Source organism: Alkalibacter rhizosphaerae (assembly GCF_017352215.1).
GTDB classification, from domain to species: Bacteria; Bacillota; Clostridia; order Eubacteriales; family Alkalibacteraceae; genus Alkalibacter; species Alkalibacter rhizosphaerae.
On the sequence record NZ_CP071444.1, the window covers coordinates 1,205,246 to 1,230,868 of the forward strand.

Below are 25,623 nucleotides of genomic sequence, written 5' to 3' on the forward strand. Positions count from 1 at the left end.
GTGCACCTCAATTTGCTCAAGACGGGATCAGAGATCGGATCTTCCCGTTTTCCATTGTTTCGTACTCCGAGTAGTCTGTTGTAGGATCCACAAACACGGCATGGACCGGATAAGCCGCCTTCGTTTTTTCATCCGGAATTTCCATGTAGCCCAAGCCATAGCGCAATGCCAGGTACTCTTCCACTTTTTCGGGAACTGGCAGCAGATGACCGGAAAATTCCACCAGCCGGGGACGTCCCAGATACTCCCTTGGAAACGATGTATTCTTGAATTTTGCCCGGCCGAAAAAGTGTCCCACCAAGGAAGTCTCTTTGTCGTTGTAACGGCGAACATGGTCCATCAACCCTTGAAAAACAGGCCCTCTGACAACCATTGCGGAAATGATCAACGCCAGCTTCTTCCAGGTTCGGTCGGTCCGATAACCCTTTGATCCCAGTGTTCGGGCCACAAGCAGTCTTGCTGCCAAGTATTGAGAAAACCGGAGGACCTTGTTTCTCGCAGCATTGTTCAAGCACATCACGTCCACGTAAAACCCTTTGTGCATGGATCTTTCCCGAATGTCTTCTTCTATGAAAGTGGTGTTATTCATCCGCAGCTTGGTGAAGAAGAGAGGCCATTCTTCCGTATTTTCCTTTTGCAGATAAAATCGTTTTGTATCCAAATGTTTTTCAGCGACTTGAAGAAATCGTCTGTAATTCTTGCGATCCATAAATACGTCAAAATCGTCGTCCCAAGGAATGAATCCTTTATGTCTCATGGCTCCCAAAGCAGACCCGCCCATCAGAAAATAGACCACGCCATGTTCCCTGCAGAAAGCATCCAAATACAGGGCAACTTCCAGGATCTTGTCCTGGACTTCCTTCATATCTCGATCCACAATGCATCACCTCAGTTCATTCTTCCTTTCGCGCAACCCGTCCTTTTCCACTTTCCACACCGCATACCCCAGACATGTGCCCAAGGTGTTGAGGATCACATCATCGATATCGGCAGAGCGTCCTGTGGGAAGAACATATTGGATCACTTCTATGGCCATGGAAAAAACAAATCCCATGAGGGCAACATCAACAAAACTTTTTTCTTTTCCTCCTCGATCCTTCCCCGTCAAGTATCCGAAGGGAATAAACAGTGCCACATTCACCCCTATGTTCCAACATGCCCGCGCCAAGTTCTTCGATGCAAAGATCATCTCCACCATGTTGCGAAATGGTACCAGGTTCAAGATCCTTTTCCCACCAGGTTCGAAACGAAAAGGAACCAGGGTGACAAGTAGGATCGACAAGACGGCCAAGTTCCATTTTTTATTGGTTCCCGATCTGTTTTTCATCGTACCCTCATAATTTCGTGTATAAGATTTCCAAAATTGTTCTTCTCCATATAACAAAAAGCGACCCAATTCATCCAAGTCGCTCCAAAGGTGTTGCCTATGATGATCCTTCCTCCAAGGAAAGATGTTTCTTTTGTGTAAGTATCTATACCCATTTCAAATATCCAAACACAGAATGGAGATGTATTGCTAAAAAAAACACGGGTTTATTTTATGACAAGGCAAATCATTTCATATAGTCACTTTTTTGGTTTGTTGATTTCAAATAATGCGAATTGTTCCAAATAAAAAAATCATACGAGAGATCTTTACAGATCTTCTTGTATGACTGTGTAAAATCAGACGTCCTGGAAACCCTGGTGGTTTCGGTGCTGATTCTTGAATTTGAATGGCGGAGAAGGAGGGATTTGAACCCTCGCACCGGTTTCCCGGCCTATACCCTTAGCAGGGGCACCTCTTTAGCCACTTGAGTACTTCTCCTTAGCTAATTCCTACATATTTTATATGGTTTCGAGAATGGCCGAGAGGGTGGGATTCGAACCCACGTGAGCTTTCACTCTAACGGTTTTCAAGACCGCCCCGTTATGACCACTTCGGTACCTCTCGGAATGAGACAATTGTTATTATACCAACGCCTTGAGCCGATGTCAAGGCATCTTTTCTCCAACATTCTCCTTGATTTGTCTACTTCTTGATTTGCTCCAGTCCTCCCAAAAATCCTTGCAAAGCTGCCGGGATCCTTATACTTCCATCTTCATTCTGATAGTTCTCCAAAATGGCGGCAAAGGTTCTTCCTACGGCCAAGCCGGATCCGTTGAGCGTGTGGACAAAGTTTGTTTTGCCCGTCTCCTTGTCCCGGTAGCGGATGTTGGCCCGTCTGGCCTGGTAGTCTTCAAAATTGGAGCAGGAACTGATCTCTACATACCGATCGTAGCTGGGCATCCAGACTTCGATATCGTAGGTTTTTGCCGATGAGAAGGACATGTCCCCGGTGGACAGTTCCACGACCCGGTAAGGAAGCTCCAGCTTCTGCAGTATCTTCTCTGCATCCGCCGTCAACCGCTCCAGTTCCTCATAGGATGTTTCCGGTTTGCTGAACTTCACCACTTCCACTTTGTCGAATTGGTGGTTTCGGATCAATCCCCTGGTGTCCCGGCCCGCACTGCCCGCTTCCTTCCGGAAGCATGGAGAATATGCGGTGTAATACAGCGGCAAATCTTCCTCATTGAGTATCTCCTCCCGATGATAATTGGTCACCGGCACTTCCGCCGTGGGGATCAAGAACAGATCCCGATCCTCCACAACTCGAAATGCGTCGTCTTCAAACTTGGGGAATTGACCCGTTCCGGTCATGCAGTCCCTGTTGACCATAAAAGGGGTGGACAGCTCCGTATAGCCGCCCTCATCCGTATGGACCGCCAGCATGAAGTTGATGATGGCCCGCTCCAGCTTGGCGCCTTTTCCTTTGAACAAACTGAATCTGGCGCCGGTGATCTTGGAGGCTCGTTCAAAGTCCAGAATATCCAGATCTGTTCCCAGATCCCAGTGGGCCTTTATATCGAAATCAAACTTCCTGGGTTCTCCCCAGATTCGGACCAATCGGTTGTCCGAGTCGTCTTTTCCGATGACCACATCAGGATGGGGAATATTGGGCAGCTCCAGGAGGGTCTGGCGCACTTCCTCCTCGATGCTTTTCAGGATCTCGTCTTTTCCCTTGATCTCCTCGGACAGGCTCTTCATCTCTGCAAGAATGTCCGTGACATCCTTCTTTTCTTTTTTATAAACGGGTATCATCTTGGAGACCCTGTTTTGCTCTGCCTTTTTCTCTTCCACTTCCGTGATCAGCTTTCGTCTTTTCTCATCCAAAGCCAACAGGGAATCCACACTATAATTGCCTTTTCGTTGGAGAAGTTCATTGACTTCTTGCGTATTCTCTCTGATTTTTTTGATGTCTAACATGCTTTCCTTCCTTTCAGCGCGTTGATTTTCTTTTATTCTTCCACAACTTCCTCATTGACAGACTCTTCTATCGTTTCCGGCAATGGCGTTTCCGGTACGCCCAGCTGCAGCGTCTGCAGCTGGCTTAGTACGTCTTCCAACTCCTGGATCAAACGTCCATATTCCGCCCAGTCGCCGTTTTGTTGGGCTTCCTGTGCCTGGTCGAACAAGGTATTGGCTTCCAGGATGAGGGAATTCAAATCACCGGGGATCACAACTCCCGGTTGTTCATCGTCTCCGTCTCCTTCGTCGTCGTCCGGATCAGAAATTCCAAATATTTGATTCAAACCGTCTTGCAGGCTGTCGGCCATGATGATCCTGTTGTTGTAGGATACGATGATCTTTTTGACCTCCGGCAGGCTTCGGTCGCTGTCCCGGGCTCGGATGTAGACCGGTTCGATGTACAAGATAGCTTCTTCGATGGGTATGGCCATCATGTTTCCTCGGATGACCTCCGATCCCTGTTGACCCAGCAAGGTCAACTGGGGCGATATGACCGTATCCTGATCCACCCGCTGCTCGATCTGCATGGGACCATAGACCAGGGTCTGTTTCGGGAAAGTATATACCATAATGTCCCCGTAACTGTCTCCGTCGTTCATGGCAGCCATCCAGGCGACCATGTTGTCCCGTTGTCTCGCCGTAAAAGGTACCATCAAGGTAAATTCTTCTTCCCGTTCGGGCAGCTTCATGATCAGATAGGTACTCTCCACCATCTCGATCTGTTTTTCGGCTCCATAGATCTGTCTGGGCAGTTCCCACTGGTCTTCCTTGTTGTAGAAGACCCTGGCATTGGTCATGTGATAGGTTCGGTACATGTCCGCCTGTATATCAAACATTTCCTGGGAATATCGTACGTGGCTTCGCAGATCTGCCGGCATCTGATCGATGGGCACTAAAATGTCTTTATATATGTTCTCATAGACAGTGGCGAGGGGATCATCAGGTTCCACTTGATAAAAAGTCACATCTCCATTGTAGGCATCAATGACTACTTTTACGGAATTTCTCACATAATTGAATGTTCCCTCTTCTCCAAAGGGCTTTGCATAGGGATAGCGGTCACTCAACGTGAAAGCATCCACGATCCAATACAGCTTCCCTTCCGATGCGACGACATAGGGATCTTCGTCATAGGCCAAAAATGGTGCAATGGTCTGGAGACGTTCAATGATATTCCGTCGGATCAGCATCTTGCTCTCACCGGTGATCTCGGAAGAAAGCAGGATCTTCGTTTCTCCCAGGTTTATCGTAAAAGCCAACCTGTTGAAGAAGTTCAACGGGATGCCTGCGTTTCCGGTATAGAAGTTTTCCTTGTTGTTGCTTCCTTCCGGATAGTCAAATTCCGGAGTCTTTGCATTGGTGATGGCGTAAGTGTCCGTCAATTCTCCAAAGTAGATCCGCGGTTCTTCAATGGTGATGTTATTGTTGGACATGGGAGGTATGTCCTTTATTGCAAGGTCTGGCTGGCCCACTTCATTGATTCTGTTGACGGGAGACATGGCAACGCCAAAACCATGGGTGTATTTCAAGTGTTGATTGATCCAAGTCCTGGCGTTTTCTTCCAGCTGCTGATTGTCCATTTCTCTTGCAGAAATGAATACTTGGGTATAATCGCCATCCAGCTCATACCGGTCGATATCCACATCATGGAACTGATAGTAGATCCGAAACGCCTGGATGGAGTTGTAGACATCCAGAGTGGGTCGATAATCATTGATGGGAATGTTGCTGATGGTCCTTTCGTTCTCTTCCAGGTCTTCCAGGGTGATGTTTTGTTTGGCCGAAAACTCCTTGGTCACCACATTTTCCAAGCCGTAGGCTTTGGTTGTAAAGTCGATGTGCCGCTCCAAATAGGCTTCTTCCCGACCGAATTGGTTGGGTCCTACGACATAGTTTTCCACGACCAAACCGGCGGCGCCTCCAAGGAAGGACACGGCGATCATGACAACAGGCGCTATGGCGATCCACTTCAATTTCTTTCGAAATCCGAAGAATATGGAGGCTGCAGCCGACGCCAGCGACAGAAAGATCATGGCCGTGTAAACCGGCAACCGAACAGTAGAATCCGTATATCCTGCCCCATAAGAGATCTCCGACACGGAGAAAAGCAAACCAAACCTTCTCAGGTAATAGCTATAAGCCGTCAATATAAAGAAAAGAGCGACAAATATTCCGACCTGTTTGACCATGATGTTGCCGAAGCTCATCAAAAAGTCCTTCAACTCCTGGACGCGATGATCCACCCCGACTTCCACTTCCACTTGGGGTGATTTTTTGAACCAAAAGAACATGGCCGTATAAACCAGCGTTGCTACAAAGATCACAAATACCACTAGAGAGAGTACGTTGAAGAGGCTCTCTAAAAAAGGCAGTTGAAACACATAAAAGGAGACGTCTTTATTGAAGATGGGATCCAATACGCCAAAGGGTTCCGCATTGACATATTCCAGGATCCGATACCACAAGGCATTTGTGGCAATTACCGTCAAGACCAGTCCTACTACTGCTCCGGCTCCCAAGGAGATAAAATCCTTCTTTTTTTCTCGAATCACTACGATGCTGCTTTTATTGACGTATTTCTTGATGAACCGGAAATAAAAATACAGCAGGATCGTTGAGATGAGAAACATTGGTACACCCAGCTGCAACTTGGTGACGATCTCCTTAAAAAACACTTGGGTATATCCCGTTTCCTTGAACCACAAATAATCAATGTAAAAATTGCTAAATAACGCAAAGAGTGCCCCCAATATGGCCACTGCTGCTATGATGATGGTGAGAAGTTTTTTGCTCTTGTTTGACTGCATCGGATCCTCCTTAGTTTTCCAACAGGAAATCTTTTTCTCTTAAAGCTGTCTGGATCAATTCAAATATTTTCATGCTGGGTACTTCGATGGAATGGAGATGGACCCCATTGGTCACAACAGAAAGGGGAGATGCACCACTCGCTTGAAAATCCCGCACGAAATCATCTACTTCCTGTCTGGTGGACAGCATCAAGTTGCCCTTGATCTCTCCATAAATGGGATGTTCCACGGTAATGTCCAATATTTTAGCGCCAAACTCTACGATGGTGTACAGCTCTTCGCCCATGGACTCCGACTTGTGTTTCACGGCAATGGTTTTTACGATGGCATCCGTACTTCTATGAGGATACAGGTAACCTCTGGCTGTTGCCACAATGTCGTTTCCCTCCGCTCGAAGCAAGGCAATGTCCTGTACGATCACCTGTCTGCTGACGCCGAATAGTGCCGCCAATTCATTTCCTGAGACAGCGGCATTCACTCGTTTCAGGTTTTCCATCAACTTTTTTCTTCGTTCCTGACTGTTCATCCCAATTCACCTCTAGTATTTCATTATACCACATCAATGCTTCAATTCCATTTGAACAAACAAAAAACCCCCGGTATAAAACCGAAGGTTTGATGTGTGGATTCCGCAGCGACATACTCTCCCAGGACGTCACCATCCAAGTACCATCTGCGCTGGAGGACTTTACTTCTGTGTTCGGGATGGGAACAGGTGTAGCCCCTCCGCCATTGCCGCGGAATCATTTAGTTATAAATCTCATCAATGAGATTTGAAAACTGCATGGGAATCATCGTAAAGTATTCTTCTTCTTATCATCTACTTGGTCAAGTCCTCGGTCTATTAGTACCAGTCAGCTGAATGTATTTCTACACGTACACCTCTGGCCTATCAACCCAGTCGTCTACTGGGGACCTTACTCCTTGCGGATGAGATATCTCATCTTGAGGGGGGCTTCGCGCTTAGATGCCTTCAGCGCTTATCCCGTCCAGACTTAGCTACCCAGCTGTGCCCTTGGCAGGACAACTGGTGCACCAGAGGTCTGTCCATTCCGGTCCTCTCGTACTAGGAACAGCTCCTCTCAAATATCTTGCGCCCACGACGGATAGGGACCGAACTGTCTCACGACGTTCTGAACCCAGCTCGCGTGCCTCTTTAATGGGCGAACAGCCCAACCCTTGGGACCTACTACAGCCCCAGGATGAGACGAGCCGACATCGAGGTGCCAAACCTCCCCGTCGATGTGGACTCTTGGGGGAGATAAGCCTGTTATCCCCGAGGTAGCTTTTATCCGTTGAGCGATGGCCCTTCCACTCGGTACCACCGGATCACTAAGCCCGACTTTCGTCCCTGCTCGAGATGTCTCTCTCGCAGTCAGTCTACCTTTTGCCTTTGCACTCTACGAATGATTTCCAACCATTCTGAGGTAAACTTTGGGCGCCTCCGTTACTCTTTCGGAGGCGACCGCCCCAGTCAAACTGCCCACCTGGCAATGTCCCATAGCCGGATCACGGCTACTGGTTAGAATTCCAGTAGTATAAGAGTGGTATCCCAACAGCGGCTCCAACAAGACTAGCGTCCTATTCTCTCTGCCTCCCACCTATCCTGTACATACACTACCAAAATCCAATGCCAAGCTACAGTAAAGCTCTACGGGGTCTTTCCGTCCTGTCGCGGGTAACTCGCATCTTCACGAGTACTACAATTTCACCGGGTGTGTTGTTGAGACAGTGCCCAAATCGTTACGCCTTTCGTGCGGGTCAGAACTTACCTGACAAGGAATTTCGCTACCTTAGGACCGTTATAGTTACGGCCGCCGTTTACTGGGGCTTAAGTTCATGCCTTCGCCGAAGCTAAGCATTCCCCTTGACCTTCCAGCACCGGGCAGGCGTCAGCCCCTATACTTCATCTTTCGATTTAGCAGAGACCTGTGTTTTTGCTAAACAGTCGCTTGGGCCTTTTCTCTGCAGCCTTTCCGTATCATTTTACAACAATCGGATTAGGCTCCCCTTCTCCCGAAGTTACGGGGTTATTTTGCCGAGTTCCTTAACAACACTTCTCCCGCTCATCTTAGGATTCTCTCCTCATCTACCTGTGTCGGTTTGCGGTACGGGCGCCTTCTTCCTCAATAGAAGCTTTTCTCGACAGTGTGAAATCAGCTGCTTCCCTACTTGTTTTTCGGTCCCCATCATAACTCATGCTTCCCAGGACCCGGATTTGCCTAAGGTCCACACTCGTTATTTAGCCCGTCTCTTCCATTCGACGGGTCAGCTTATCCTCCTGTGTCACTCCTTCTCTCAAACAGTCAAAGGCGGTACCGGAATTTCAACCGGTTGTCCATCGCCTACGCCCTTCGGCCTCGGCTTAGGTCCCGACTTACCCTGAGCGGACGAACCTTCCTCAGGAAACCTTGGATTTTCGATGGAAAGGATTCTCACCTTTCTTTCGCTACTCATACCAGCATTCTCTCTTGTGTAGAATCCACCTCGCCTTCCAGCTCAGCTTCGCCTCGTACACAATGCTCCCCTACCCCTGCAGATCTACGACGCAAGCCATAGCTTCGGTGACAGGTTTTAGCCCCGGTAATCTTCGGCGCACAATCACTCGACTAGTGAGCTATTACGCACTCTTTGAATGAGTGGCTGCTTCTAAGCCAACATCCTAGTTGTCTTAGCAATTGCACATCCTTTCCCACTTAACCTGTACTTTGGGACCTTAGCTGATGGTCTGGGCTGTTTCCCTTTCGACAATGAAACTTATCTCACACTGTCTGACTGCCAAGGTAAAATATATGGCATTCGGAGTTTGATATGGTTCGGTAAGCTATACGCCCCCTAGCCAATTCAGTGCTCTACCTCCACTATTCATCCCTTGACGCTAGCCCTAAAGCTATTTCGGGGAGAACCAGCTATCTCCGTGTTCGATTGGAATTTCTCCCCTACCCACACCTCATCCGAGCCTTTTTCAACAGACACCGGTTCGGGCCTCCACGAGATTTTACTCACGCTTCACCCTGGACATGGGTAGATCACACGGTTTCGGGTCTACAACATGCAACTATACGCCCTATTAAGACTCGGTTTCCCTGCGGCTCCTCACCTGAAGTGATTAACCTTGCTACATATCGTAACTCGCTGGTCCGTTCTACAAAAAGCACGCGGTCACTTGCGCTCCCACTGCTTGTAAGCATAGGGTTTCAGGTTCTATTTCACTCCCCTCCCGGGGTTCTTTTCACCTTTCCCTCACGGTACTATTCTCTATCGGTCACTGGGTAGTATTTAGCCTTGGGGGGTGGTCCCCCCAACTTCCCACAGGGTTTCACGTGTCCCGTGGTACTCCGGTAACATGCCTGTATCTGTCCATTTCGCCTACGAGACTCTTACTCTCTATGGTCGGCCTTCCCAGGCCATTCGGCTTCTTTCCAGATCTCCTTTACATGTCCCATTACCCCGTATAAATACGGTTTAGGCTCTTTCCCTTTCGCTCGCCGCTACTTGGAAAATCGAGTTTTCTTTCTCTTCCTTCGGGTACTTAGATGTTTCAGTTCCCCGAGTTCCCTCCTCGCATACTATTTTATTCATATGCGGGTAACAGAGCTTCTCTCTGCTAGGTTTCCCCATTCGGATACCTGCGACTCAACGGTTATTTGCACCTAATCGCAGCTTTTCGCAGCTTGTCGCGTCCTTCGTCGGCTCCCAGTGCCAAGGCATTCTCCCTATGCTCTTAGTAACTTGACCTAAATCTTTTGTTTCGTTTCCGAAACGATAGATGTTTAGATGATCGTTTGTTTCTTTACTTTACTTTTTCTTCCTATGCAGTTTTCAAAGATCACTGAGGATCAGCCGTGTTCCTGTGTGGTGCCGATCCAGCGTCATACGTTTGAGAAATACAAAGATCTCTCAAAATAAAATAGCACATTACTCACTTGCTCCCTAGAAAGGAGGTGATCCAGCCGCACCTTCCGATACGGCTACCTTGTTACGACTTCACCCCAATTACTAGCCCCACCTTCGGCAGCTGCTTCCATAAATGGTTCGCTCACTGACTTCGGGTGTTGCCAACTCTCGTGGTGTGACGGGCGGTGTGTACAAGGCCCGGGAACGCATTCACCGCGGCATTCTGATCCGCGATTACTAGCAACTCCGACTTCATGCAGGCGAGTTGCAGCCTGCAATCCGAACTGAGATCTGTTTTTTGAGATTGGCTCCACATCGCTGTTTCGCTGCCCTCTGTTCAGACCATTGTAGCACGTGTGTAGCCCAGGTCATAAGGGGCATGATGATTTGACGTCATCCCCACCTTCCTCCGTATTATCTACGGCAGTCTATCTAGAGTGCCCAGCACTACCTGATGGCAACTAAATACAAGGGTTGCGCTCGTTGCGGGACTTAACCCAACATCTCACGACACGAGCTGACGACAACCATGCACCACCTGTCCTCCTGTCCCCGAAGGGAACTCCTCATCTCTGAGGTCGTCAGGAAATGTCAAGACCTGGTAAGGTTCTTCGCGTTGCTTCGAATTAAACCACATGCTCCGCTGCTTGTGCGGGCCCCCGTCAATTCCTTTGAGTTTCAGTCTTGCGACCGTACTCCCCAGGCGGAGTGCTTATTGTGTTAACTACGGCACTGAGTTACCCCAACACCTAGCACTCATCGTTTACGGCGTGGACTACCAGGGTATCTAATCCTGTTCGCTCCCCACGCTTTCGCGCCTCAGCGTCAGTATCTGTCCAGTAAGTCGCCTTCGCCACTGGTGTTCCTCCTAATATCTACGCATTTCACCGCTACACTAGGAATTCCACTTACCTCTCCAGTACTCAAGTTCTCCAGTTTCAAATGCAATTCCGGGGTTAAGCCCCGAACTTTCACATCTGACTTAAAAAACCGCCTACACGCCCTTTACGCCCAGTAATTCCGGACAACGCTTGCCCCCTACGTATTACCGCGGCTGCTGGCACGTAGTTAGCCGGGGCTTCCTCTAAGGGTACCGTCATTTCTTTCTTCCCCTTCGACAGAACTTTACGATCCGAAGACCTTCATCATTCACGCGGCGTTGCTGCGTCAGGGTTTCCCCCATTGCGCAATATTCCCCACTGCTGCCTCCCGTAGGAGTCTGGGCCGTGTCTCAGTCCCAGTGTGGCCGTTCGCCCTCTCAGGCCGGCTACCCATCGTCGCCTTGGTGAGCTGTTATCTCACCAACTAGCTAATGGGACGCGGGTCCATCCTATGGCAATAAATTTTTCATTGGTCGATCATGCGATCATCCAACTATATACGGTATTAATCCCGGTTTCCCGAGGCTATCCCCTTCCATAGGCCAGGTTACCCACGCGTTACTCACCCGTCCGCCACTTTCACCAGGTCGTAGTAAACTACTTCCTGGATCACGTTCGACTTGCATGTGTTAGGCACGCCGCCAGCGTTCGTCCTGAGCCAGGATCAAACTCTCTATTATAAATAGTGTTTGAGTCCGTCTTAGAACTCTCTTTGGCTTTTGATGCTTTTGGCATCAACGTTGTTTGGTTTCTTTCTTCTAAGCTTGTTTTCATGTGCTATTCTATTTTCAAAGATCTTAAGCATCAGCAGGGATTCTGGCGAGTGATGGCGGAAAGCTTGCTTTCCGATCATCCTTCGGCGGAAGACCTATTGGGCGCAGCCCACGGACGGAGACCTTCTTCGAAGGTCGAAGTCTGTTGATGCTTCCTGCTCCACTCCCCTTACCCGAAGGTTGAGGTCAGCTGAAGCGCTATGAAACTGTGTCCCTCCCGCCTGCTTTCCTCTTCCAAAGTCCGCTGACACGAAGGTTTGTCGCCCTTTATGTTGTCTCGTTCGTTGTTGGCATCTCTTGTGGCGACTCTTACTATTATACGCATCACCCTACCACGTGTCAACCGCTTTTTTATCTTTTTTCTCCACTTTCCTACAGAAAACTCGAAACCCTTGCAATACAAAGGTTTCAAAAGGTTGATCCTATGGATTGTGACTCCGTGTAAGATAATAGATACCCGGGTTAGTGTCATTCAAACATTTTTTTCAGAACAATCCCAACATGCGTTGACACAACCAGATCGTAAATTCTTCCATCAAGCACTTGTGCAGATCCGTCAAGTCAGCAAGATCATGACCGTATCGTTTGCTTTCATCTACATGGATTTCATTCAATAAATTTCCGGATTCATTCACCACCACTTCTGGCGTAAGTAGATCCCAATGCATTTGGTCCAACAAATGAGCAAGCATGGAAGCTTTTGCAACCAATGCCGGATCTCGGTCCATTTGCTGCCACTTCTCATTTGCCATATGCCGGTCTATATCTTTGGCGAGATCCTCACATTTTTTCAAGACATCTTCTCCACGAAAACCAAAACGCATCAATCTTTTTTCGATGGAACACTGCTGCTTTGCATCCAACCCTGCGTGGTTGTAAAGAGACTCTTTCACTCCACGGTTTACAGTGATCCCGATCAGTTCGCCCAACTTGCTGTGCTTCCCTGCAAACATCAGTCTGTTCTTCGCCAAACCATTACAAACAATAATTGTTTCATCGGTGCCAGTTCCTGTTGCCAATTCGTGGGAGTAAACACTATGGGCCATCAATTCTTGAAGGGCGGCCGTCTTTGCCTCCGTGGCAGTTACGATGCAGCGAGCCATGGTCCCCGGATTCAAGTCCTGGTTGATCACCAACATGATGTTGATGGTTCCGGATACCAACTCTACCGGCACACCGTTTTCTTCATGAAACCAGGCCGGATCTCCGACCCTTGCGGCATTCCCAGCGATCCCTGCTGTTACAATGGCTGTTACCGTCAAATCTTTGTAGCTTTCCTCTATGATGGCAACATGTTCCATGTTTACCGTTGTAGAAATCGCCACTGTGCGTTCTTCATCCAACTTCATCTGTTTAGCAACCAGTTTCAAGTCATCTACATAGGTTTCCGAATCTTGACAATAAGCACTGCCATTCTCCGGAGTGGAATCAAAGTTCATGACATGCGCAATGCTTTCCTGATATCCTCCATTCAAATGGGCTGTCGAAAGTACTTTTCTTCCATCTTTTAAATGAACGATCAAAGCCCTTGAATATTTGTGAACCGTATCTCCCATATCCATTGTATAGATCTTCATAAAATGCCCCCTTATCGACTCATGACAATATTATATAGTAATTTGAAGAAAAATGAACAAACAAAAAACCCCCGGTATAAAACCGAAGGTTTGATGTGTGGATTCCGCAGCGACATACTCTCCCAGGACGTCACCATCCAAGTACCATCTGCGCTGGAGGACTTTACTTCTGTGTTCGGGATGGGAACAGGTGTAGCCCCTCCGCCATTGCCGCGGAATCATTTGGTTATAAATCTCATCAATGAGATTTGAAAACTGCATGGGAATCATCGTAAAGTATTCTTCTTCTTATCATCTACTTGGTCAAGTCCTCGGTCTATTAGTACCAGTCAGCTGAATGTATTTCTACACGTACACCTCTGGCCTATCAACCCAGTCGTCTACTGGGGACCTTACTCCTTGCGGATGAGATATCTCATCTTGAGGGGGGCTTCGCGCTTAGATGCCTTCAGCGCTTATCCCGTCCAGACTTAGCTACCCAGCTGTGCCCTTGGCAGGACAACTGGTGCACCAGAGGTCTGTCCATTCCGGTCCTCTCGTACTAGGAACAGCTCCTCTCAAATATCTTGCGCCCACGACGGATAGGGACCGAACTGTCTCACGACGTTCTGAACCCAGCTCGCGTGCCTCTTTAATGGGCGAACAGCCCAACCCTTGGGACCTACTACAGCCCCAGGATGAGACGAGCCGACATCGAGGTGCCAAACCTCCCCGTCGATGTGGACTCTTGGGGGAGATAAGCCTGTTATCCCCGAGGTAGCTTTTATCCGTTGAGCGATGGCCCTTCCACTCGGTACCACCGGATCACTAAGCCCGACTTTCGTCCCTGCTCGAGATGTCTCTCTCGCAGTCAGTCTACCTTTTGCCTTTGCACTCTACGAATGATTTCCAACCATTCTGAGGTAAACTTTGGGCGCCTCCGTTACTCTTTCGGAGGCGACCGCCCCAGTCAAACTGCCCACCTGGCAATGTCCCATAGCCGGATCACGGCTACTGGTTAGAATTCCAGTAGTATAAGAGTGGTATCCCAACAGCGGCTCCAACAAGACTAGCGTCCTATTCTCTCTGCCTCCCACCTATCCTGTACATACACTACCAAAATCCAATGCCAAGCTACAGTAAAGCTCTACGGGGTCTTTCCGTCCTGTCGCGGGTAACTCGCATCTTCACGAGTACTACAATTTCACCGGGTGTGTTGTTGAGACAGTGCCCAAATCGTTACGCCTTTCGTGCGGGTCAGAACTTACCTGACAAGGAATTTCGCTACCTTAGGACCGTTATAGTTACGGCCGCCGTTTACTGGGGCTTAAGTTCATGCCTTCGCCGAAGCTAAGCATTCCCCTTGACCTTCCAGCACCGGGCAGGCGTCAGCCCCTATACTTCATCTTTCGATTTAGCAGAGACCTGTGTTTTTGCTAAACAGTCGCTTGGGCCTTTTCTCTGCAGCCTTTCCGTATCATTTTACAACAATCGGATTAGGCTCCCCTTCTCCCGAAGTTACGGGGTTATTTTGCCGAGTTCCTTAACAACACTTCTCCCGCTCATCTTAGGATTCTCTCCTCATCTACCTGTGTCGGTTTGCGGTACGGGCGCCTTCTTCCTCAATAGAAGCTTTTCTCGACAGTGTGAAATCAGCTGCTTCCCTACTTGTTTTTCGGTCCCCATCATAACTCATGCTTCCCGGACCCCGGATTTGCCTAAGGTCCACACTCGTTATTTAGCCCGTCTCTTCCATTCGACGGGTCAGCTTATCCTCCTGTGTCACTCCTTCTCTCAAACAGTCAAAGGCGGTACCGGAATTTCAACCGGTTGTCCATCGCCTACGCCCTTCGGCCTCGGCTTAGGTCCCGACTTACCCTGAGCGGACGAACCTTCCTCAGGAAACCTTGGATTTTCGATGGAAAGGATTCTCACCTTTCTTTCGCTACTCATACCAGCATTCTCTCTTGTGTAGAATCCACCTCGCCTTCCAGCTCAGCTTCGCCTCCTACACAATGCTCCCCTACCCCTGCATCTTACGACGCAAGCCATAGCTTCGGTGACAGGTTTTAGCCCCGGTAATCTTCGGCGCACAATCACTCGACTAGTGAGCTATTACGCACTCTTTGAATGAGTGGCTGCTTCTAAGCCAACATCCTAGTTGTCTTAGCAATTGCACATCCTTTCCCACTTAACCTGTACTTTGGGACCTTAGCTGATGGTCTGGGCTGTTTCCCTTTCGACAATGAAACTTATCTCACACTGTCTGACTGCCAAGGTAAAATATATGGCATTCGGAGTTTGATATGGTTCGGTAAGCTATACGCCCCCTAGCCAATTCAGTGCTCTACCTCCACTATTCATCCCTTGACGCTAGCCCTAAAGCTATTTCGGGGAGAACCAGCTATCTCCGTGTTCGATTGGAATTTCTCCCCTACCCACACCTCATCCGAGCCTTTTTCAACAGACACCGGTTCGGGCCTCCACGAGATTTTACTCACGCTTCACCCTGGACATGGGTAGATCACACGGTTTCGGGTCTACAACATGCAACTATACGCCCTATTAAGACTCGGTTTCCCTGCGGCTCCTCACCTGAAGTGATTAACCTTGCTACATATCGTAACTCGCTGGTCCGTTCTACAAAAAGCACGCGGTCACTTGCGCTCCCACTGCTTGTAAGCATAGGGTTTCAGGTTCTATTTCACTCCCCTCCCGGGGTTCTTTTCACCTTTCCCTCACGGTACTATTCTCTATCGGTCACTGGGTAGTATTTAGCCTTGGGGGGTGGTCCCCCCAACTTCCCACAGGGTTTCACGTGTCCCGTGGTACTCCGGTAACATGCCTGTATCTGTCCATTTCGCCTACGAGACTCTTACTCTCTATGGTCGGCCTTCCCAGGCCGTTCGGCTTCTTTCCAGATCTCCTTTACATGTCCCATTACCCCGTATAAATACGGTTTAGGCTCTTTCCCTTTCGCTCGCCGCTACTTGGAAAATCGAGTTTTCTTTCTCTTCCTTCGGGTACTTAGATGTTTCAGTTCCCCGAGTTCCCTCCTCGCATACTATTTTATTCATATGCGGGTAACAGAGCTTCTCTCTGCTAGGTTTCCCCATTCGGATACCTGCGACTCAACGGTTATTTGCACCTAATCGCAGCTTTTCGCAGCTTGTCGCGTCCTTCGTCGGCTCCCAGTGCCAAGGCATTCTCCCTATGCTCTTAGTAACTTGACCTAAATCTTTTGTTTCGTTTCCGAAACGATAGATGTTTAGATGATCGTTTGTTTCTTTACTTTACTTTTTCTTCCTATGCAGTTTTCAAAGATCACTGAGGATCAGCCGTGTTCCTGTGTGGTGCCGATCCAGCGTCATACGTTTGAGAAATACAAAGATCTCTCAAAATAAAATAGCACATTACTCACTTGCTCCCTAGAAAGGAGGTGATCCAGCCGCACCTTCCGATACGGCTACCTTGTTACGACTTCACCCCAATTACTAGCCCCACCTTCGGCAGCTGCTTCCATAAATGGTTCGCTCACTGACTTCGGGTGTTGCCAACTCTCGTGGTGTGACGGGCGGTGTGTACAAGGCCCGGGAACGCATTCACCGCGGCATTCTGATCCGCGATTACTAGCAACTCCGACTTCATGCAGGCGAGTTGCAGCCTGCAATCCGAACTGAGATCTGTTTTTTGAGATTGGCTCCACATCGCTGTTTCGCTGCCCTCTGTTCAGACCATTGTAGCACGTGTGTAGCCCAGGTCATAAGGGGCATGATGATTTGACGTCATCCCCACCTTCCTCCGTATTATCTACGGCAGTCTATCTAGAGTGCCCAGCACTACCTGATGGCAACTAAATACAAGGGTTGCGCTCGTTGCGGGACTTAACCCAACATCTCACGACACGAGCTGACGACAACCATGCACCACCTGTCCTCCTGTCCCCGAAGGGAACTCCTCATCTCTGAGGTCGTCAGGAAATGTCAAGACCTGGTAAGGTTCTTCGCGTTGCTTCGAATTAAACCACATGCTCCGCTGCTTGTGCGGGCCCCCGTCAATTCCTTTGAGTTTCAGTCTTGCGACCGTACTCCCCAGGCGGAGTGCTTATTGTGTTAACTACGGCACTGAGTTACCCCAACACCTAGCACTCATCGTTTACGGCGTGGACTACCAGGGTATCTAATCCTGTTCGCTCCCCACGCTTTCGCGCCTCAGCGTCAGTATCTGTCCAGTAAGTCGCCTTCGCCACTGGTGTTCCTCCTAATATCTACGCATTTCACCGCTACACTAGGAATTCCACTTACCTCTCCAGTACTCAAGTTCTCCAGTTTCAAATGCAATTCCGGGGTTAAGCCCCGAACTTTCACATCTGACTTAAAAAACCGCCTACACGCCCTTTACGCCCAGTAATTCCGGACAACGCTTGCCCCCTACGTATTACCGCGGCTGCTGGCACGTAGTTAGCCGGGGCTTCCTCTAAGGGTACCGTCATTTCTTTCTTCCCCTTCGACAGAACTTTACGATCCGAAGACCTTCATCATTCACGCGGCGTTGCTGCGTCAGGGTTTCCCCCATTGCGCAATATTCCCCACTGCTGCCTCCCGTAGGAGTCTGGGCCGTGTCTCAGTCCCAGTGTGGCCGTTCGCCCTCTCAGGCCGGCTACCCATCGTCGCCTTGGTGAGCTGTTATCTCACCAACTAGCTAATGGGACGCGGGTCCATCCTATGGCAATAAATTTTTCATTGGTCGATCATGCGATCATCCAACTATATACGGTATTAATCCCGGTTTCCCGAGGCTATCCCCTTCCATAGGCCAGGTTACCCACGCGTTACTCACCCGTCCGCCACTTTCACCAGGTCGTAGTAAACTACTTCCTGGATCACGTTCGACTTGCATGTGTTAGGCACGCCGCCAGCGTTCGTCCTGAGCCAGGATCAAACTCTCTATTATAAATAGTGTTTGAGTCCGTCTTAGAACTCTCTTTGGCTTTGATGCTTTTGGCATCAACGTTGTTTGGTTTCTTTCTTCTAAGCTTGTTTTCATGTGCTATTCTATTTTCAAAGATCTTAAGCATCAGCAGGGATTCTGGCGAGTGATGGCGGAAAGCTTGCTTTCCGATCATCCTTCGGCGGAAGACCTATTGGGCGCAGCCCACGGACGGAGACCTTCTTCGAAGGTCGAAGTCTGTTGATGCTTCCTGCTCCACTCCCCTTACCCGAAGGTTGAGGTCAGCTGAAGCGCTATGAAACTGTGTCCCTCCCGCCTGCTTTCCTCTTCCAAAGTCCGCTGACACGAAGGTTTGTCGCCCTTTATGTTGTCTCGTTCGTTGTTGGCATCTCTTGTGGCGACTCTTACTATTATACGCATCACCCTACCACGTGTCAACCTCTTTTTTCTCCACTTTCCTGCAGAAAACTTGAAACCCTTGCAATACAAAGGTTTCATCCACCTTCAACTTTGGTTGATAAAAAGCAGCCCTGACTTTTCAGGGCTGCTGGTGGTTCTATTCGTCGTCTTCCGTCTCTGCAACGCCTTTTTCCGGCTTCATGGTCGGGAACAGGATCACGTCTCGAATGCTGCGCTGGTCCGTCATCAGCATGACCAAACGGTCGATCCCGATGCCAAGGCCTCCTGTGGGTGGCAAACCGACCTCCAGGGCATTGATAAAGTCCTGATCATAGGGGTGAGCTTCTTCATCCCCCGTCTTTTTGTTTTCCACCTGGCTCAAGAAACGAGCTTTCTGGTCGATCGGGTCGTTCAACTCGGAGAACGCATTGGCATATTCGCTTCCTCGAATAAACAGTTCGAAGCGCTCCGTGTATTTCGGATTGCTGTAATCCTTCTTTGCCAGCGGAGAGATCTCCACCGGATGATGGGTGACAAAAGTTGGTTGGATCAGTTTGTCTTCCACAAACGTATCGAAGGCTTCTTCGATGATTTTTCCGTAAGATGTGTGCGGTTCGATCTCCAACCCTAATTTTATTCCTTCTTCATAGGCCGTCTTCTGATCATCGATTTGATCAAAGTCCACGCCTGTATGCTCTTTTACCAAATCTACCATGCGTGCTCTTTTGAATGGAGGCTTGAAGCTGATTTCATCTCCTTGAAAGACGACCTCTTCCGTTCCTTTGATCTGGATGGCTACATAGTGGAGCAATTCTTCCACCATGTTCATCACATCTTCGTAATTGGCATAGGCTTCGTAGCTCTCCATCATGGTAAATTCAGGATTGTGGGTAGGGTCCATTCCTTCATTTCTAAAAACTCTGCTCAGTTCGTATACTTTGTCGAATCCTCCAACGATCAGTCGCTTTAAGGGCAGTTCCAATGCGATCCGCAAAAACATGGGTATGTCCAATGCGTTGTGATGGGTAACGAAAGGTCTTGCATTTGCACCGCCGGCCAAGTTGGAAAGGACAGGTGTCTCCACTTCCAAAAATCCCCGTCCGTTCATGAACTCTCTAATGGCATTGAGGATTTTCGAGCGAACCACAAAAACTTCCTTCACTGCCGGATTCATGATCAGATCCACATAACGCTGACGATACCGCAGGTCCGGATCTTTTAAACCATGGAATTTTTCCGGCAGGATCTGCAGAGATTTTGTTAAAAGAAGGATCTTGTCAACCCGAACGGACACTTGCCCCATCTTGGTCTTGAAAACTTCTCCCCCGATGCCGACCACGTCTCCTATATCATAGGTCTTCACATCTTCGTAGATATCTTCCCCCAACAGGTCTTTTTTTAAAAACATCTGTATTCGTCCTGTAGAGTCCTGGAGGTCGTAAAAGGAAACTTTTCCTTGTCCCCTTTTGGACATGATACGACCGGCCATGGATACTCGAGTTCCTTCATATCGATCGTACTCGGTTTCCACAGTCAAGGCATGTGCCGAAACTTCATATTTTGTGTGCATGAAGGGATCCTTCTGGTCTGATATATGCTTTTCCAGTTTGTCTCTTCTTATTTGCAACAGTTCATTTATGCTTTCTTCATGATCCAATGTCAACGGTTCTCCTCCTTTGTTGCTCACTTGCTGATTTCCATGATCTCCATGACGACATTCCCGTCAGGAACTTCAATGGAAACGACATCTCCCACTTTTTTACTCAATAGGGCCGCCCCTACTGGAGATTCATTGGAGATCTTGTCTTCCATGGGATCCGCTTCTGCAGAACCTACGATATGAAATCGTAAAACTTCGTTCAATTCTCCATCCTTGACTTTAACGATGGATCCTATGCTGACAATATCTGTTCCCAGCTCATCCTCATCGATGATTCTCGCATTTTTGAGCTTATGCTCCAGTTCTGCGATTCGTCCTTCAATAAAGGCCTGCTCGTTCTTCGCTTCGTCATACTCGGCATTCTCGCTCAAATCGCCAAACTCTCTGGCCGTTTTGATTCTCTCCGCCACTTCACGTCTTCGGACGGTTTTTAATTTTTCCAATTCTTCTTCCAACTTTTTTAGTCCTTCATAGGTCAAAATCAATTCTTTTTGCGCCATTATATGATATCCCCTTTTCACTTTTCCATTTTTTATATTTGTTATAGGCTGGGAAGCCATCGCTGTTAAAGTCCGGACTTGTCCAGACAGAACATAGATAATACAATTATTATTATATTATAGTTAATTTTTTAAAAAAAACAAACTATTTTTCCATTTTCTCCATTTTCAATTCGTCTTTATAGATTTTTATGACTGTTAATACTTCCTGAACGGTTTGGGTTTTATTGATCTGGTTGCGAAACTCACCGCTTCCCCGCAGTCCTTTTGTAAACCACGAAGCGTGTTTTCGAATTTCACCCAGCGCCACCTTTTCCGGTCTCGTTTCCAACAATTCCATGAAAAAATCTTTGCAGGTCTCCAATCGAACCAAGGGCAAAACCTCTGCCTCCTCTTCGTTGAAGATCCACGGATTCCCCATGGCCGCTCGACCGATCATCACGCCGTCGCATCCAGTGAGGTCCTTCATCCTTTGTGCATCCTGCAGAGAATGTACATCTCCATTTCCAATGACTGGTATATCCAGTATTTCCTTTACTTCTTTTATAATATCCCAATCGGCACGGCCTGCATAAAACTGGTCCCGGGTTCTTCCGTGGATCGTCAATGCACTGGCTCCTGCCTCTTGTGCGATTTTTCCTATTTGCACGGCATTGATGCTTCCCTGATCCCATCCGGCTCGAATCTTCAACGTCACCGGCTTGTCCGTGGCTTTCGTTGCCGCTTCCAGCAACCGGCCGATAAGCTCCGGTGTTTTCATCAGGGCGCTGCCTTCCCCATTTTTGACGATTTTGGGGGCCGGGCAGCCTGCATTGATGTCGATGATCTCAAAATCCGTTTCGTTGACGTACCGTCGAATAACATCTGCCAAAATTTCAGGTTCCTTGCCAAACAGCTGGATCCCGCATGGGCGGTCTTCCGGCGACGTCACAATGAGGTCGTTGGTCTTGATGTCTTCATAAGACAAGGCTTTGGCGCTCACCATTTCGCTGAACGCCAAGCCGCATCCTTCCTTCAAGCACAACTTTCGAAATGGCAGGTTTGTCACACCTGCCATGGGAGCCAAAAATATGTTGTTTTTCAAAACGATGTTACCTATTTTCAATTCTTGTCCGCCTGTTCCTTTCGTAAATAAGCTTTATTCCCTTTAAGGACAAAGCAGAGTCCACAATGTCGATCACATTCGTTTCCGGAAATATGATCTTCGAATATCCGCCTGTAGCCACCACTTTTGCCTGGGGCTTGCCGGTTTCTTCCTTTATCTTCTTGACGATGTATTCCACCTGGCCGATATATCCATAGACCAAACCCGCCTGCATGCTGGTAATGGTATTCCTGGCCAGAATGCTTTTGGGCTTTTCGATTTCGATGTTGGGAAGTTGTGCCGCCCGACTCCACAAGGCATCGGCACTGATTTGAATGCCGGGAGCAGTCACAGCTGCACTGAACACGCCGTCCTCGTCCACATAATCGAATGTGGTGGCTGTACCAAAGTCGATGACGATGGCAGGACCGCCGTAAATGTAGTAAGCCGCTACTACATCGCAGATCCGATCCGCCCCCACTTCTTTCGGGTTTTCCGTTTGGATGCGAATTCCCGTTTTGATCCCCGGTTCGATCACCATGGGATTGATGTTCAAATATTTTTTGATGCTGCTGGTCAAAGAATACATGATGTTGGGTACCACCGAAGATATGATGACATCATCGATCTCCTTAGGGGTGATCCCTTTTGCCTGAAGCAGGGATAGAATAAACACACCGTATTCATCTGAAGTTTTTCTTGTTGCCGTGATCATTCGCCAGGTACCTACGAACTCGTCCCCTCGAAATATCCCAATTTCGATGTTTGTATTGCCTACATCGATGGCCATAAGCATTGCATATCACATCCATTACTATAAAGTCGTTTACTTCTTGTACCTGGTATACACGTTGTACAAGATCGGCATCAAAACAGCTGCCGTGATCATTTCGATCAGTCCGTTGGATGCAAACAGCACACCCAAAGTTGCAAAGAAACCTGCGCCCATGGCATCCACCATGTTTTGTCCGTGTACAACAAACAGCATTCCTATTACTAAAATCGTGTTGGTCAACATCCCGATGGCCCCGCCAACCGCCGCTGCCACAGTCCCCGGCGCTTTCATGGTGTTCTTGATCAACCGGAAAACCGATCCGGCCGCCAGGCCGATGAACATCCTGGGCAAAACGGACACCAATGGATTGATAAAAAAGTAATCAAAGGGAGACAGGGGCATGAACAAGGCCCGGGCCAGGGTGATGGCTCCTGCAAGGGCACCCATGATCATTCCTTCCTTGATCCCAAGGACCATTGCTGTCAGCAAGGTGGGTAAAAACATGGCTACGGCCATGCTGATGGAAAAGTTCGGTATGGCCGTTACCATAACGAACACGATGGTGATTGCCAGCATAACTGCCATAAAGGTCAATTTGCCGGTGTCGCTTTGTCTTTTATTCATTTTTTCCTCCTGTTCTCGTTCTCAAAAGAGATACAAGACATTTTTATTATATATGTAACGAAATCGTGAGAAATCGTCATATATCAAAGGTTTTTGGATCGGCACCTGGCCATGAATTTTTCTTCCTGCACGATAAAACGCTGATGCTCGCATGTGGCGATGGCGTCCTTCCCATCCTCCGCTTCAATATGAAAGGTGATTTTTCTCCCCTCCACTTCCACGACTCTTGCGGTAATTCTAACTTCCATACCTACAGGTGTCGCCGCCAAGTGCTTCAGTCCCACTTGGGTTCCTACGGTAGTGTCTCCATCTTCCATGTACTCCTGGGCCAATTCGTAGGCCGTTTGTTCCATCCAGGTCAAAAGTACGGGTGTGGCCAACACTTCCAGCCCTCCGCTTTTCACGACAGCGGCCGTATGTTGCCTTTCCACCGTCCATGACTCTTGTCGTGTTTGGTCCAACATTTTTTCCATGTTCGGCATCCTCCGGATCGCATCTATATTTGCTATATATGATAACAGCAATTTGAATACAGTACAAGAAAAACCATCCTAAAAGGACGGTTTTTGTCTTCCTCGTTTGTTAAACAGCTTCGCTGAACAGCAGGTCAAACTCTTTGCTGTTGATGGTTTCCTTTTCCAGCAACTCTTCACTGACGCGAATCAGCAGATCCTTGTGCTGTTCCAGAATGGAGAGGGATCTTTTGTATGCGGAATCAATGAGGGTGCGGATCTCCTTGTCGATGGCTGCAGCTACTTCTTCACTGTAGTTTCTGCTTCGAGAAAGATCCTTTCCGATGAACACCTCGTTCTGCTTGTTTCCGAAGGTCATGGGTCCCAAATAATCGCTCATTCCGAATTCTGTAACCATCTTACGTGCGATCTCTGTCGCCCGTTCGATGTCGTTGGTGGCTCCGGTACAGATGTCGTCCAAGGCGATCTTCTCCGCTGCCCGGCCTCCCAGCAAGCCGGAAATTTCATCGATGAGCTTTGCTTTGGAGATGTGGCTGTTGTCGTTGTCCGGCAGGGACAATGTATATCCGGCTGCCATTCCTCTGGGTATGATGGAGATCTCATGGACTTCATTGCAGTTCGGCAATACTTTCATGACGATGGCATGACCGGCTTCGTGAACGGCGGTGATTTTTTTGTCGTGTTCCGTGATCAGCCGGCTTTTCTTCTCCGGTCCTGCAATGACCCGTTTGATGGCCTCTTCCATTTCCTCCATGCCGATGGTCTTTTTCTTTTTACGTGCTGCAAGAAGGGCAGACTCGTTCATGATGTTTTCCAAGTCGGCGCCCGTAAAACCAGGCGTACTTTTTGCGATCGTGCGAAGATTGATATCTTCGTCCAACGGTTTGTCTTTGATATGGACGCGAAGGATCTCTTCCCGGCCTTTCACATCGGGGATGCCGACCATGACTTGTCGATCAAAACGTCCCGGGCGAAGCAGGGCCGGATCCAAAATGTCCGGTCGGTTCGTAGCGGCGATCATGATGATGCCTTCGTTTTCGCCAAAACCGTCCATTTCCACCAACAGTTGGTTCAAGGTTTGTTCCCTTTCATCATGGCCTCCGCCAAGGCCTGCGCCTCTTTGTCGTCCAACGGCATCGATCTCGTCGATGAAGATGATGCAGGGGGAATTTTTCTTGGCGGTCTCGAAGAGATCCCGCACTCGAGATGCTCCAACTCCAACGAACATTTCCACGAAGTCGGAACCACTGATGCTGAAAAAAGGAACTCCCGCTTCTCCTGCCACTGCTCGAGCCAGCAAGGTCTTTCCTGTTCCCGGAGGTCCCACCAGCAAGATCCCTTTGGGGATGCGGGCTCCAAGTTCCAGGTATCGAACCGGGGCTTTCAGGAAATCAACGATCTCTTCCAACTCTTCCTTCTCTTCATCCGCTCCGGCAACATTCTTGAAGGTAACGCCGTTTTTCGTCGGGGTATGAAGTCTGGCTTTGCTTTTGCCAAAGGACATGACCTTTCCACCGCCACCTCCGGACTGCTGGGTGAACATGAGGAAAAACACCACCATCAAAACGACCAAAAACAGGGTGGGGATCAAGGTGAACCACCACGGGGTCTGTTCCGGTTCCACGTAGGTGAGATTGACCTCTCCGCCGCCTTCTATGTAGGTATTGACAAACTCTGCAAAAGAACTGGGGATAATGACGCTGACAAACTCACTGCCGTCTTTCAACGTACCCGAAGCCTTGTATTGATCGATGTTTACGTTGATCTCATCAAAGCGATCTTCCTGCACCCCTGCGATCAACTGGTCGTATGTAAGTACTTCCACGTCGGTCTCGTTGGGGCTGATCGTCGTTACCGCCAATATGATTATCAATAGCACGATCAGATAAAAACTGATCATACGCATGTATTTATTC

15 protein-coding genes, 2 tRNA genes and 6 rRNA genes are annotated in these 25,623 nt (G+C 48.6%); all 23 read right to left on the minus strand.

Annotation, left to right across the window (positions count from 1 at the left end; all coding sequences use genetic code 11):
* Nucleotides 1-16: 16 nt before the first annotated feature.
* The 23 genes from J0B03_RS05975 to ftsH all read right to left on the minus strand — a co-directional run bounded on the left by J0B03_RS05975 (nt 17) and on the right by ftsH (nt 25,613).
* Entirely contained in the window at nt 17-877 is an 861-nt protein-coding gene (locus tag J0B03_RS05975; RefSeq protein ID WP_207300935.1) for a LicD family protein, read from the minus strand.
* A 6-nt stretch (nt 878-883) separates the two neighbouring features.
* Nucleotides 884-1,327: a VanZ family protein gene (locus J0B03_RS05980; protein ID WP_207300936.1), complete on the minus strand. Its 444-nt coding sequence runs from the start codon at nt 1,325-1,327 to the stop codon at nt 884-886.
* A gap of 389 nt (nt 1,328-1,716) precedes the next feature.
* Nucleotides 1,717-1,807, minus strand: a tRNA-Ser gene (locus tag J0B03_RS05985).
* Between the two features lie 37 nt (nt 1,808-1,844).
* Nucleotides 1,845-1,933: transfer RNA gene (locus J0B03_RS05990), tRNA-Ser, on the minus strand.
* Between the two features lie 78 nt (nt 1,934-2,011).
* Nucleotides 2,012-3,286 (minus strand): serine--tRNA ligase, encoded by a 1,275-nt coding sequence (serS, locus tag J0B03_RS05995; protein ID WP_207300937.1) that lies wholly within the window; start codon nt 3,284-3,286, stop codon nt 2,012-2,014.
* Nucleotides 3,287-3,318: 32 nt separating this feature from the next.
* Nucleotides 3,319-6,135 (minus strand): UPF0182 family membrane protein, encoded by a 2,817-nt coding sequence (locus J0B03_RS06000; RefSeq protein WP_207300938.1) that lies wholly within the window; start codon nt 6,133-6,135, stop codon nt 3,319-3,321.
* Between the two features lie 10 nt (nt 6,136-6,145).
* Nucleotides 6,146-6,661 carry a transcription repressor NadR gene (locus tag J0B03_RS06005; protein ID WP_207300939.1) on the minus strand — a complete coding sequence of 172 codons (516 nt, stop codon included), beginning with the start codon at nt 6,659-6,661 and terminating at the stop codon, nt 6,146-6,148.
* A gap of 100 nt (nt 6,662-6,761) precedes the next feature.
* Nucleotides 6,762-6,878: ribosomal RNA gene (gene rrf, locus J0B03_RS06010) — 5S ribosomal RNA — on the minus strand.
* Between the two features lie 81 nt (nt 6,879-6,959).
* Nucleotides 6,960-9,873 (minus strand): 23S ribosomal RNA (locus J0B03_RS06015).
* Between the two features lie 199 nt (nt 9,874-10,072).
* Nucleotides 10,073-11,593 (minus strand): 16S ribosomal RNA (locus J0B03_RS06020).
* Nucleotides 11,594-11,855: 262 nt separating this feature from the next.
* Nucleotides 11,856-12,011, minus strand: coding sequence for a hypothetical protein (locus J0B03_RS06025; protein ID WP_207300940.1), 156 nt, complete (start codon nt 12,009-12,011; stop codon nt 11,856-11,858).
* Between the two features lie 160 nt (nt 12,012-12,171).
* On the minus strand, nt 12,172-13,263 hold the full coding sequence (locus J0B03_RS06030) for an adenosylcobinamide amidohydrolase (protein ID WP_207300941.1): 1,092 nt from the start codon (nt 13,261-13,263) through the stop codon (nt 12,172-12,174).
* Between the two features lie 101 nt (nt 13,264-13,364).
* Nucleotides 13,365-13,481: ribosomal RNA gene (rrf, locus tag J0B03_RS06035) — 5S ribosomal RNA — on the minus strand.
* Between the two features lie 81 nt (nt 13,482-13,562).
* Nucleotides 13,563-16,475 (minus strand): 23S ribosomal RNA (locus J0B03_RS06040).
* A gap of 199 nt (nt 16,476-16,674) precedes the next feature.
* Nucleotides 16,675-18,195, minus strand: a 16S ribosomal RNA gene (locus J0B03_RS06045).
* The 16S, 23S and 5S rRNA genes sit together here, the layout of an rRNA operon.
* A gap of 261 nt (nt 18,196-18,456) precedes the next feature.
* The gene (locus tag J0B03_RS06050; protein WP_207300940.1) at nt 18,457-18,612 is read right to left on the minus strand and encodes a hypothetical protein; all 156 of its coding nucleotides are present in this window, start codon (nt 18,610-18,612) and stop codon (nt 18,457-18,459) included.
* A gap of 136 nt (nt 18,613-18,748) precedes the next feature.
* Nucleotides 18,749-20,254, minus strand: coding sequence for a lysine--tRNA ligase (lysS, locus tag J0B03_RS06055; protein WP_246798206.1), 1,506 nt, complete (start codon nt 20,252-20,254; stop codon nt 18,749-18,751).
* Nucleotides 20,255-20,274: 20 nt separating this feature from the next.
* Nucleotides 20,275-20,751, minus strand: coding sequence for a transcription elongation factor GreA (gene greA / locus J0B03_RS06060; RefSeq protein WP_508278639.1), 477 nt, complete (start codon nt 20,749-20,751; stop codon nt 20,275-20,277).
* A 145-nt stretch (nt 20,752-20,896) separates the two neighbouring features.
* The gene (gene dusB, locus J0B03_RS06065) at nt 20,897-21,856 is read right to left on the minus strand and encodes a tRNA dihydrouridine synthase DusB (RefSeq protein ID WP_207298759.1); all 960 of its coding nucleotides are present in this window, start codon (nt 21,854-21,856) and stop codon (nt 20,897-20,899) included.
* A complete protein-coding gene (locus tag J0B03_RS06070; RefSeq protein ID WP_207298760.1) occupies nt 21,843-22,631 on the minus strand; it encodes a type III pantothenate kinase in 789 nt (262 codons plus the stop codon). The genes dusB and J0B03_RS06070 overlap by 14 nt, the downstream gene beginning before the upstream one ends.
* A 30-nt stretch (nt 22,632-22,661) precedes the next feature.
* Nucleotides 22,662-23,234 carry an ECF transporter S component gene (locus J0B03_RS06075; RefSeq protein ID WP_207298761.1) on the minus strand — a complete coding sequence of 191 codons (573 nt, stop codon included), beginning with the start codon at nt 23,232-23,234 and terminating at the stop codon, nt 22,662-22,664.
* 83 nt (nt 23,235-23,317) lie between these two features.
* The gene (locus J0B03_RS06080) at nt 23,318-23,707 is read right to left on the minus strand and encodes a thioesterase family protein (protein ID WP_207298762.1); all 390 of its coding nucleotides are present in this window, start codon (nt 23,705-23,707) and stop codon (nt 23,318-23,320) included.
* A gap of 109 nt (nt 23,708-23,816) precedes the next feature.
* Nucleotides 23,817-25,613 (minus strand): ATP-dependent zinc metalloprotease FtsH, encoded by a 1,797-nt coding sequence (ftsH, locus tag J0B03_RS06085; protein ID WP_374058627.1) that lies wholly within the window; start codon nt 25,611-25,613, stop codon nt 23,817-23,819.
* Nucleotides 25,614-25,623 lie beyond the last annotated feature (10 nt).